The organism is Desulfobacula sp., assembly GCF_030145145.1.
In the GTDB taxonomy this organism is placed as follows: domain Bacteria; phylum Desulfobacterota; class Desulfobacteria; order Desulfobacterales; family Desulfobacteraceae; genus Desulfobacula.
This window is the reverse complement of sequence record NZ_JAQYWD010000006.1, coordinates 41,635-53,653: the sequence shown is the minus strand read 5'-3', so window position 1 is coordinate 53,653 and position 12,019 is coordinate 41,635. Positions and strand designations below refer to the sequence as shown.

Below are 12,019 nucleotides of genomic sequence, written 5' to 3'. Positions count from 1 at the left end.
TCTTTAGTTTAATCAGGCAGCAGATCCGGACCTCAGCCTGATGGGGTTATCTTATTTTCGGACGTATCTGATGTTGTGGGATGAATCGGTTCCGAAAATTTCCGGCAAAAAACAATCAAGCCGATCAATACCGACCAGGTTGTGAAGATATAAAGGAAAAATAACGGAATCCCAAACAAACATACCGGCAGGTTAAACAGGGTCAAAACAGGATAGCTGAACAGGAACCAACCCAACAAAAAAAGTCCGATATACCGTCCGCTTATGGATATATTATCCAGCATAATATCACCCTTTTGTTTATACCACCGGTTTCTATCCAAACAAAAAATGAAGGGATCTCTTGTTGAATACAATAAAAAACAAAACCAAATCAAGGGGTTTATTCAGGGTGCGGTATTTTTCAGCTACAATATCAACCGCTGGGGATCACATGTTTCTCTCAAAAGGGTCAACTCCTCCGGGGTTGGGGGCAACACTTCACTGGCCCGGGAAATATCAATGTGAAACTCCATATTCTCCAGAATGTTTTCCGGTGTTATGCCGGGATAATACCCTTTCAGATACATCTGGCAGGTCACATCATCAAAGGCCATCACCCCCATGTTGGTCACGACTTTATCCGGGCCTCCCCCGGGTAGACCGGCTTTTTTTCGTGCTCCCGGCCCATCCAGATACCCGGGACTTGTCAGATAGTCCAGGCGGGTTTTAAATTTACGCTTTTCCTGTGTCATGAATATAATGGTTCTTGACACAAAAGACGCCACATCACAGGCGCCCCCGCTGCCGGAGAACCGCACATCCGGTTCATCATAATCACCGATCACGGTGGAGTTCAGATTCCCGTAAATATCAATCTGGGCTGCCCCCAGGATTCCCACGATATGCGCCCCCGTTATCTGGTTCTGCATGGTGGCAAAGGCTTCCAGAAGACCGGCATTGGATGAGGACTGGTACATGATTCTCGAATCTGCCACCGCAAGGGGAAGATCTTCGAGTTTGGAATCAATGGCCCCGGTTTCAAAGAAAATAACACTCTGGGGTGCATTGATATTTTTGGCAGCCATGGCCGCCAGCATGGAAATGCCGGTACCGCAGAAAACGATATCATTGTTCCGGATTTCCCTGGCTGCGACAAGGGTCATCATCTCTTTTAATGTATATTCCATGGACATCTCTCCGTTCTATTATCTTCGATCCAGTTTTTTTGCATAGCCCCTGTTTTTATCCGCCATAATATTTTCAAGCCGTTCTCTGCCCACTGAATTCAGCAGGTCCCGATGGCTATTCTTTTTATATATATTATTGTCCAGATAGGTTTGGAACAGGATATCCTCCTTGGCCATTCGGGAATATTCTTTCAAGTAGACCGGGTCATAATCGTAACACCCAAAGCAGGCTGTGGGATAGGCACCATAGGGAATATGAACAACAGCATCTGCATGGATAAACGGAATTTGATTCCGGTCAGGATCATTTTTCAAATAATCGTCATCCAGCAGATCCTCACAGGTGATGATCAGCACTTTTGCGGCCTTTGCCTGTTCCACATCAGCAAAGGTCAACCCGTCGATTCGGCAGTTTCCCCGGTAATCGGCCTGCTGGACATGGATAATGGTGACATCCGGATTAATGGCCGGAACCAGCACCACCCGTTTTGTGTCACACCAGTTGCCAAAGGGATTGTCCAGCACAACCAGCTTCTGGTCGGGCACCTTTGGAGTATCCTGCCGCAACTCCCGGGACAATCCCCATTTATGAATAATATCTGTGCCAAGGGAAGACCGGGTGGGAAGAAAAGGGATTCCCATGGACCCGGCCAGGAATCGAAGGGTCATCTGGTAATTGGAATAGTCTTCAATTTGTATCTTTTTTTCTTCTACGGCTTTTCGGAACCGGATACAGGTGGACATGAATTTGCCGGTCCCCCCATAGGCGATTTCAAGGCGGGCGATACAACCGGCCCCCACGAGCTCATCAACCCCCTGTCCGTTGGAATGGGCGTAAAGGTGGATATCCTTAATCTCCTGCCGGATAATTTCATAAACGGCAGCCATGGGATTCCGGTTAATGGTGAAACCACCGATGGACAGATGGCAACCCGGGGTTACATATTGATGGACGGCATCTTTTAAATTTGTAATTTTATTGCTGTTTATATCCATTCACATACCTCGTATTTGAAAATCCATTCCGTTTAGGATTTCATCATTTATTGTGCTCTCAGTTCATCCTTTTGCCCTGAAGCAACAGGATCACCCCCCGGTGATAATACTTGAAATACGAATCTCATCCCCATGATTTAACGGCTTCTCAGGATTCCACGGAAAGACGATGTCATCGTTAACCGCTATTTCCATACCGGCATAGAGCCTGTTATTTTTATCCATGACATGACCCTTCATATCCGGACAGGCATGATAAAGGGCCATTATCGCTTCTTTGAGATTTTTTGAATCTGTTTCAATCTGTTTTTGCCCATTGGCATAAATCCGATGGGTAATCGGAATAATGATCGTCACTCCCAAAAGGTTTCCTTTATGGTCTCTTCCGCAAAAAGGGAAGATCACTTGATATATTGTATAATATTCAGCAAATTACATACCAAAATAGGAAGGAAGCCACAACACGATTTCAGGAAATACCATGATCAGGATTAAACACACTGTCTGCAGTCCGATAAACGGCCAGACAGACTTATAAATATCTCCCATGGTAACGCCTGGCGGTACAACCCCTTTCATATAAAACAGAACAAACCCAAAGGGTGGTGTCAGATACGCCATTTGCATATTGACGATAAAAAGGATCCCGAACCACAGGGGATTAAACCCGAGAAGGGTAATTAACGGGACATAAATGGGGACCGTGATCATAATGATGGGAAGATCATCCATCACCATTCCCAACAAGAAGAAACTGATCTGCATGGCAATGAGGACAGACCACCGGTTGAGTCCGATGGAATCGATAAGGTCCTTTAACAACATGGGAAGTCCCAGGGTATTAACCACAGCAGAAAAGGCAAGGCATCCGATAATAATCCACAATACCATACTGGTCAGAAAAGCTGCTTTTTCAGCTGCATTGGCCACCACTGGCATGGATTTTTTAAAGGATTTCATCCTGAAAACAACAATCGCCATGGCCACAACCGCTCCCACGGCGGCCGCCTCAGTGGGGGTTGCAAGTCCTGAAAAAATAGTGCCCATAATGGAAAAAATCAAGATAAAGGGCAGGGCCAGATTTTTGACCGACACCCATTTTTCCGTCCAGGTGGCCCTTTCTTCCACGGGAATCGGCGGGGCAAGTTCCGGATTTATCAGGCTTCTGATCAGGATATAGGAAATGAAGAGAGTGGCCAGCAATAATCCCGGTATAATGCCGGCCAGAAACATTTTTCCGATGGACAGGTTGGATAAGGAGGCATACACAATCATGGTCACACTGGGCGGGATTAAAAAGCCCAGGGCACCGCCGCCGGAAATGCAACCAATGGCAAGGGAGGTCTTGTAATTTCTTTTGAGCATGGCCGGAAGGGCAATCAGGCCCATGGTAACCGTTGCAGCACCCACAATACCCACCATGGCGGCAAATATCACACAGATCAGGACGGTTCCGATAGCCAGCCCGCCGGGCACCGGACCCAGCCACTTGTAAATCATTTCAAAAATTTCATCGGCAATACCGGATCTTTCCAGTATGCAGCCGATGAAAATAAACAAGGGGATGGCCAAGAGGATGATACTGGTCATATTTTCAATGATGGACGGTGGCAGCATTTGTAAAAATCTCGGCCCGTTTATCAGGTACAACGAAACGATGCCCACACTGCCCAGGGTAAAGGCCACCGGTGTCCGCATCACAAAAAGAACAATGACGGCCACAAACATGAGTAATACGATTAATGCGGGATTCATTGTACACTCCCTTTTTTAAATTCCAAAATAGTTTTGCCCAGATCTGCCAGTATCTGAAGAATAAAAAAAACAGATCCAATGGGAAGCAGGCTTTTTACCGGCCATAAAACCGGACCGAAAAGGGTATGGGAATGCTGGCCCGTTGAAAAGGCATGCCAGGCAAATTTATATCCCTGCCAGAACAGTACCAGGAACATGAACAGGGCCACCATGGACACCACGATGTCAGCCGTGTATTTAACTTTTCTGGGAAAATACTGGTAAATAATGTCCACGGCCACATGTCCTTTTTCAAGGAGAACCCACCCACCGGTCAGGGCAATATAGGCGGCGAAAAGATAGCCGCACATTTCATGTACCCAGATGGTGGGACTTTGGAAAAAATATCGTGCAATGACTTCAAATACCATCAAAAACATGAACACAAAAATCAGGTAGCAGGATGCCTTGCCAACCTTCATGTTTATTTTTTCTATAAAATGTATCGTTCTTTCTATGGGTTGCATTTTTATTCCTATATAGTTACGCCTTTTGGATACCATTGGATATGATATCCAAAAGGAATGATGATGGGTTATTTATAGGTCATACCCCAGACTTTTCAGATGTTTTTTCGCAAGGCCAATATATTCTGCAGACAATTTATCCTGGGTCAATTCTTCATCCCACATCTGAACGGCTGTCTTTATCCATCGGCTCATCACCTCATCGGGAAGCTTTACAAATTGCGCACCCTTGGCCGTCATTTTGTCCATCACCTCTTTGTTTTCAGCGTCAAACAATTCAGCCACCTTGAGCGAACACTCTTGAAGCGCTTTTTCAAAGATGGCTTGCAGGTTTTCCGGAAGTTCATTCCACCTGTCCTGGTTGACAATCACTTCACAGTTCTGGGCACCGGATATATATGGAACGGTCTGATATTTTGCCACCTCGTAGGTCTTTGCCAGAAAACTTTCAGCATGATTGCCGCTGATCTCGGCGTCAATGGTCCCCCGGGAAAGGGCCACATAGATCTCGGAAAAGGGAATAAAAACCGTGGGGATATCCATTTTTCTCAAGGCTTTTGCAATGGAACCCGATGCCCGGACTTTCATCTTTTTCAGATCTTCCCAGCTATTAATGGGCTTTTTAGACACAATGGTATAGCCGTCCATGACAAGGGGGGCACCAAAAAAAACATTCTGGGTGGCATAGGCATTCCTGAAAAACGCCATGACCTCTTCCTGATTAATGAACTCAATAATTTCCTTTACCCCTCGAGGATCCCCGGGAAGCGCAAACGCCGTTGCTGCCACAGGCAGGATACCACTGTGGTAGCAGCTGCAGGTGGTCCCCATGTCAATGGATCCCATGCTCACGGATTCAAAGATACTGGGTCCTTTTACCAGGGCACCCGAAGGCAGAACCCGAATCGAAATCTGGCCATTGCTCTGCTTTTTCACATCTGCTGCCATTTGATTAATTGCAACGGAAATGGGATGATTCAGAGAAAACATATTCTGCATTGTTAATTTATACGTCTTGGCCGCGTGGGCGGATTTTACAAAGGACTTTTCAAATCCGGTCATCATCATCATTGAAAAAATGCATGCCATGATAAGGCTCAATGAAAAAAATTTCTTGTTCAGCAACATTGTTTTCTCCCTTTAAAATAGTGTTTTTATTCATCGTCTAAAATCATTGTTTTTTTGATCTGCAACCCCGTTTACCCGACTAACGCACCCACCATGATGCCATGGGATCTTTTGATTTGCAAAGGGTGTGCCAAGAAAGGAAAACAGCTGCTATCCCTCACTGGCGAAATTTTTTCTATCCGTTACCCCCTGCTGTGTTCCAACATTTTGGATGCGATTATGTAATATTGCATATTTATCCGTATGTTTTACCGCTGCATTCCATCGGTTACAGGGTTTCTTAATCTGTCTGCCCGGGATCTGAAGCTCTGTTTATGCAGCATTGCATTTTTATGCACAAACGCATTGATTCACCTGAAAACCCATGGTTGATTTTAATGGAAAATCAGAGAGATCCCATTGATGATAGCCCTTTCCAGTACAAAGTGGATAAATCCCGGTTGATGGCATGGGATTTGCAATATTGATCCCCGTTTGGAATTGACCCCGGGTTTGTTGATGAAGAATACCAGGAATAAAATGGGCGCTTCCTTAACTAAACCGGTCTGCCCACCAGCATACAGACAATCAATAATATATTAAAGCGGAGAATACAAGATGACTTCCACTCAATCAGAATACTTTCAAAAATTACGCCAGGAACATGTCGCCCAGGGACCGGCCAACATCACCCAGGCCATTATCAAAAAAGCGTCCGGTGCTATCATGACCGATGTGGACGGTAAAGAGTTCATCGATTTTGCAGGCGGTATTGGTGTTAACAATGTGGGCCACTCCCATCCAAAGGTGGTCAAAGCCATAAAAGACCAGGCCGATCAATTTATTCACACCTGCTTCCATGTGGGCATGTATGATTCCTATATTGAACTGGCAGCCCGGCTCAATGAACTGACCCCGGGAAATTTTGCCAAACGATCCATGTTTGCAAACAGCGGGGCCGAAGCCGTTGAAAATGCCATCAAAATTGCCAAATATGCCACCAAACGACCGGCGGTTATAGCCTTTGAAAACGGCTTCCATGGCCGGACCCTGCTGACCATGTCCCTGACCAGCAAGATCAAACCCTATAAATATGGTTTCGGACCCTTTGTCCCGGAAGTTTACCGCATCCCCTACCCCTATTGTTACCGGTGTCCTTTGGGATGTAAGTATCCGGACTGCAATATGGCCTGTGTCGACTATCTGGAATCCTATTTTATCACCCATGTTGACCCTGAAACAGTTGCTGCCATCATTGCTGAACCGATTCAGGGAGAAGGCGGATTTGTTACACCGCCGCCGGAATATTTCCCCAGACTGGCTGACATCTGTAAAAAATACGGTATCCTCCTGATCCTTGATGAAGTACAGTCCGGTGCCGGTCGAACCGGAAAATTCCTTGCCATTGAACATTGGGGAATTGAGCCGGATATCATCACCATGGCCAAAAGCCTTGCAGGCGGTATGCCCCTGAGCGCCATCACCGGCCGGCAGGAACTCATGGATGCCCCCCATCCTGGCGGACTGGGTGGCACTTACAGTGGCAACCCAATATCCTGCAAAGCGGCACTGGCTGTCCTGGAAATTTTGTTTGAGGACAAACTCCTTGAACGATCCAAAGAACTGGGAGACACACTGATCGAGCGATTTACAGACCTCCAGAAATCCCATGAAATCATCGGTGACGTCCGGGGCAAAGGTCCCATGCTGGCCCTTGAACTTGTCAAGGACAGGCACACCAAGGAGCCGGCAACCGAAGAAGCCAAGCGCCTGACCCAGATCTGCTATGATAAAGGATTGGTGCTTTTGTCCTGCGGTAACTTCGGCAATGTCATGCGAACCCTTATGCCCTTTGTCATCACAGATGAACAGCTGGATAAGGGGCTTTCCATTCTTGAAGAAAGCCTGGAAGAAGTGGCCCGATAATTTTTTAATCCTGCCGGCCTTTGCCTGAAGCGCGGGACAAAGGCCGGACCGATAGATGACCAAATTGTGAAACACCGGTTTTTCAGCCGGGTTAGGAATCATAGATGAAAGGATTTTTCAACCGTCTTGTCATCATTGATGTTACCCACCAGACAACACAGGTTCAGGACATTGATGATCAGACACTAAAAATGTACATGGGCGGCAAGGGACTGGCAACGCACCTGCTGCTAAAACACAACCCCCCCGGGGTCGATCCCCTGTCACCGGACAACCATTTTATTATCGGGTTGGGTCCTGTCACAGACAGCTTGATTTACGGGAGCTGCCGATATGGTATTTTTTCCAAATCACCGTTAACCGGTTTTTACGCAGAATCCTATTCCGGCGGAAAGGCTGCCGTATCCATCAGCCGGACGGGATATGACTGCATTCTGCTCAAAGGTGAGGCCCAAAAACCGGTGTGGCTTGAAATTTCCGACACAGCCATTTTATTCCATGATGCTGAAAATCTCTGGGGAAAGGACACCTATGAAACAGAAGACCAGTTAAAGGCGCTCTGCGGACAAAAAGATGCTGCCGCCCTGGTTATTGGGCCTGCTGGTGAGAATCTGGTGCGGTTTGCAGTGGTGGAAAACGATTATTGGCGATCTGCCGGAAGAACCGGCATGGGAGCTGTTCTGGGTTCAAAAAAAATCAAGGGTCTTGTTTTCCATGGCAGTCAGCAACGCGAATTTCATGATCCGGATCAAATAAAGCACTATTCAAAAAATATGCTCAAGAAACTGAAAAACCACGCGGCTACAGAGACCTACAGAAACCAGGGGACCCCGGTCATGGTGGCGGGGCTCAACAATGCCGGTGCCTTCCCTGCAAAATACTGGTCCAGGGGAACGTGTGACCATTGGGAAAAAATCAATGCCCAGAGCATGAAGGACCGGTTAAATGCCAAACCCCGATCCTGCAAAACATGTTTCATGGGCTGCGGAAAATATGTGACCATTAATGAAGGAAAACACAAAGGATTGAAACTGGAAGGCCCTGAATATGAGACCATCTATGCATTTGGCGGCCTGTGCATGATCGACAGCATCGAAGATATTGCATGGCTCAACGACATCTGTGACCGCCTGGGCATGGATACCATGAGTGCCGGGAATCTGGCTGCATTGACCATTGAGGCCTCCCAAAAGGGTAAAATCAATGAGACCTATACCTATGGCGATGCCGAGGCAGTGGCGGATCTTCTTTTCAAGACAGCCAAACGGGAGGGCCTGGGCGGCCTGATTGCCGAGGGGATCAAATCCGCCAGTGCAGAAATGAGCATGGCCGATGAAGCCATCCATGTTAAAGGACTTGAACCGGCCGGGTATGACCCAAGGGTCTTAAAGGGCATGGCCCTGGCCTATTCCGTCAGCCCAAGGGGGGCGTGTCACTTGAGAAGCACGTTTTACAAAGCAGAACTGTCCGGCATGATTGACCCGGACCAGATTGACCATAAGGCGGAACTGTTTCTGGATTTTGAAGACCGCTGCACCCTGTTTGATGCCTTTATCCTGTGCCGATTTTACAGGGATTTTTATCCCTGGGAAGAATTGTCCAAACTTTTCTCGATGACCACGGGGGTTGAATTTTCAAAACCCGATTTAAAGGCTCTGGCCTCCCGGATTACCAATGACACCCGCAAATTCAATCTCAGGGAAGGCCTGACCGTTGAGGATGACTTTTTGCCCAAACGGCTTCTCAACGAAAAACTTGAAAACGGAAAAGGCATTTCAGCAGACGAGTTGACCCAGATGGTACAGGAGTATTACAAATTAAGGGGATGGAATGAAAAGGGCATCCCCCAGGGAGAACCAGGCTTCTAAGTCGTACGCCACTGAAAAACATTCATTTTCCCGGTTACTGCGTTGGACGCAAATGTTAATCCTCAAAATACTGAATGGACGGCAACCATCCTCTGGCAATTACCAGTCTCGTTGAGACCGGTAATTGCCAAACAGGGCCTGGGATCATATTTGGACCCGTGTTATCCCTTTTAATTGCCAAAATATTTATACAGGGAGATGTTTTTCCAGTTCAATGATTTTCAGGGTTGTTTTCATGATGGAATCCGGTGTCAGGGAAATCGAATCAATCCCTTTTTTTACCAGAAATTCGGCAAATTCCGGATAATCACTGGGGGCCTGCCCGCAGATACCACTGTGCCGGTTATTTCGGCGGGCACCTTCAATGGCCATGGCCACAAAATTCATGACCCCGGGGTCCCGTTCTTCAAAATCATGGGCGACCAGTTCAGAATCCCGGTCAACCCCCAGTGTTAACTGGGTTAAATCATTGGACCCGATGGAGAATCCATCAAACAACCGGCTGAATTCATCCACCCTCAGGATATTATTGGGAATTTCGCACATCACATACACTTTTAACCCGTTTTCACCACGGCACAAACCGTTTTTCTGCATTTCTTCCAGCACTTTTTCGCCTTCCTCCACCCGCCGGCAAAAGGGAATCATGACAATCAGATTGGTTAATCCCATGTCATTCCGAACCCGCTTAATGGCCTTGCATTCCAGTCCAAATCCTTCTCTGTAGCGGGGATCATAATACCGGGAAGCTCCCCGGAAACCGATCATGGGGTTTTCTTCCCGGGGTTCAAAATATCGGCCGCCGATCAGGCTGGCATATTCGTTGGTCTTGAAGTCACTCATCCGTACGATGACGGGTTTGGGATAAAACGAGGCGGCAATCGTGCCCACCCCCTGGGAAAGTTTTTCAATAAAATACTCGGCTTTGTTTGCATACCCATAGGTCAGCCGGTGGATCTCGGCGATTTCGAGCTTATTTTCAACCTTTTCGGGATGAATCAATGCCATGGGATGTATTTTGATGTAACTGTTAATGATAAATTCCATGCGGGCCAGACCCACACCGTCATTGGGAATTTTGGACAACGAAAATGCTTTTTCAGGATTGCCGAGGTTCATCATAATTTTAGTCCGGGGGCGCTCAAGGTTTGTGAGACTGACCGTTTCAACATGATAGGGCAGGTACCCGTCATAAACAACCGCATTGTCCCCGTCAGCACAGCTGATGGTGATTTCCTGTCCGGTCCTAATGGTTTCCATGGCATTTTCAGCCCCCACAACTGCCGGAATGCCCAGTTCACGACTGACAATGGCAGCATGGCACGTCCTGCCCCCCCGGTTGGTAACAATGCCTGCCGCGGTTTTCATCACCGGTTCCCAGTCCGGGGTGGTGGTATTGGACACCAGGATCTCTCCCGGTTGGAATTCATCCAAATGCGAAAGATTATGGATCAGACGGGCCTTGCCCACGGCAATCTTTTCACCGACACTTTTGCCGAGGACCAGGACCGGACCTTTGCCCTCCAGAACATAGGTTTCCAGTGTATCCAATGATGTCTGGGAATGGACGGTTTCCGGTCTGGCCTGAACAATGAACAGATCACCGGTAATCCCATCTTTGGCCCATTCAATATCCATTGGCCGAACCATGCCGGCTTTTGTGGAATAATGCGTTTCAATAACATCCGCATACCTGGCCAGGGTTAAAATATCATCATCGGAAATACAGAATTGCCGCCGGTCGGTTTCAGGAACCTCAATATTTCGTGTTAATGCTTTGGAATCACCCATGCCATAGACCATTTTGATCTTTTTTGACCCGAGAAGCTTTTTGATAATCGCAGGGTGCCCTTTTCTGAGTGTGGGCTTGAATACATAAAATTCATCAGGGTTGACAACGCCCTGAACAACGTTTTCCCCCAGGCCGTAGGCGCCGGTGGTAAAAATGACGTCCCGGAAACCACTTTCCGTATCCAGCGTAAAAATAACACCGCTTGAAGCCAGATCCGAACGGATCATTTTCATCACACCGATGGAAAGCGCCACATCAAAATGGTCAAACCGATTGTCAATGCGATAGGAGATGGCCCGGTCCGTAAAAAGGGATGCAAAACATTTGCTGCAGGCCTGCCGGAGATCATGGTAACCGCGAATGTTCAGATAGGTTTCCTGCTGACCGGCAAATGATGCTGTTGGAAGATCTTCAGCCGTGGCAGAACTTCTGACAGCGACATCCGTATCCGCACCGTATTCCTGGCAAAGTTGGTCATAGGCGGTTTGAATTTTTAACCATAACCTATCGGGAATGCCGGCTCCCAGGATGAGATCCCGGGCCATTTTACCCCGCCGGGCAAGGTCATCAATGTTGGTTTTATCAAAGCCGGCCATGGTGTGTTTCAGTGGTTCCAGAATGCCGCCGGTTTCAATAACATAACGATATGCCTGGGCCGTTATGGCAAAGCCATTGGGAATTTGAATCCCCTGGGGCATGAGTTCGCGATACATTTCACCAAGAGAGGCATTTTTACCGCCCACAAGGGCGACGTCATCATTGGTGATATCTTTGAACCAGAGAATATACTTGCTGGTTTCTTTCATTTATTTGCCTCCTTCGAGATTAAAAAACGAAGAAAAAAAGGATGAAGGCACTGCCTTCCTGCTGAATTACCGCTGGATGCGGATGGGAATGATG

At 47.4% G+C, this 12,019-nt stretch carries 10 protein-coding genes; 2 read left to right on the top strand and 8 right to left on the bottom strand.

All coding sequences use genetic code 11. From position 1 onward, the window contains the following. Positions 1 to 32: 32 nt before the first annotated feature. The 7 genes from Q1Q15_RS04480 to Q1Q15_RS04450 form a co-directional block, all read right to left on the bottom strand. Positions 33 to 284, bottom strand: a complete 252-nt coding sequence (locus tag Q1Q15_RS04480) for a hypothetical protein (protein ID WP_300457100.1) — start codon at positions 282 to 284, stop codon at positions 33 to 35. Between the two features lie 123 nt (positions 285 to 407). Then, a complete protein-coding gene (locus Q1Q15_RS04475; protein ID WP_300457098.1) occupies positions 408 to 1,169 on the bottom strand; it encodes a CoA-transferase in 762 nt (253 codons plus the stop codon). 18 nt (positions 1,170 to 1,187) lie between these two features. Next, complete coding sequence (locus Q1Q15_RS04470) at positions 1,188 to 2,165, bottom strand: CoA-transferase (RefSeq protein WP_300457096.1); 978 nt, start codon at positions 2,163 to 2,165, stop codon at positions 1,188 to 1,190. Positions 2,166 to 2,255: 90 nt separating this feature from the next. Further along, positions 2,256 to 2,522 carry a MoaD/ThiS family protein gene (locus Q1Q15_RS04465; RefSeq protein ID WP_300457094.1) on the bottom strand — a complete coding sequence of 89 codons (267 nt, stop codon included), beginning with the start codon at positions 2,520 to 2,522 and terminating at the stop codon, positions 2,256 to 2,258. Positions 2,523 to 2,597: 75 nt separating this feature from the next. Then, the gene (locus Q1Q15_RS04460) at positions 2,598 to 3,920 is read right to left on the bottom strand and encodes a TRAP transporter large permease subunit (RefSeq protein WP_300457092.1); all 1,323 of its coding nucleotides are present in this window, start codon (positions 3,918 to 3,920) and stop codon (positions 2,598 to 2,600) included. Then, the gene (locus tag Q1Q15_RS04455) at positions 3,917 to 4,426 is read right to left on the bottom strand and encodes a TRAP transporter small permease subunit (protein WP_300457090.1); all 510 of its coding nucleotides are present in this window, start codon (positions 4,424 to 4,426) and stop codon (positions 3,917 to 3,919) included. Before Q1Q15_RS04455 ends, Q1Q15_RS04460 begins: the two co-directional genes overlap by 4 nt. A gap of 72 nt (positions 4,427 to 4,498) precedes the next feature. Continuing rightward, entirely contained in the window at positions 4,499 to 5,554 is a 1,056-nt protein-coding gene (locus Q1Q15_RS04450) for a TRAP transporter substrate-binding protein (RefSeq protein ID WP_300457088.1), read from the bottom strand. A 597-nt stretch (positions 5,555 to 6,151) separates the two neighbouring features. On the opposite strand from Q1Q15_RS04450, the gene gabT reads away from it, so the two are divergent. Then, the gene (gene gabT, locus Q1Q15_RS04445; RefSeq protein ID WP_300457087.1) at positions 6,152 to 7,459 is read left to right on the top strand and encodes a 4-aminobutyrate--2-oxoglutarate transaminase; all 1,308 of its coding nucleotides are present in this window, start codon (positions 6,152 to 6,154) and stop codon (positions 7,457 to 7,459) included. A 104-nt stretch (positions 7,460 to 7,563) separates the two neighbouring features. Then, positions 7,564 to 9,327 (top strand): aldehyde ferredoxin oxidoreductase family protein, encoded by a 1,764-nt coding sequence (locus Q1Q15_RS04440; protein WP_300457085.1) that lies wholly within the window; start codon positions 7,564 to 7,566, stop codon positions 9,325 to 9,327. Positions 9,328 to 9,513: 186 nt separating this feature from the next. On the opposite strand, the gene ppsA is transcribed toward Q1Q15_RS04440, so the two are convergent. After that, positions 9,514 to 11,925, bottom strand: coding sequence for a phosphoenolpyruvate synthase (ppsA, locus tag Q1Q15_RS04435; protein WP_300457083.1), 2,412 nt, complete (start codon positions 11,923 to 11,925; stop codon positions 9,514 to 9,516). Positions 11,926 to 12,019: the final 94 nt, after the last annotated feature.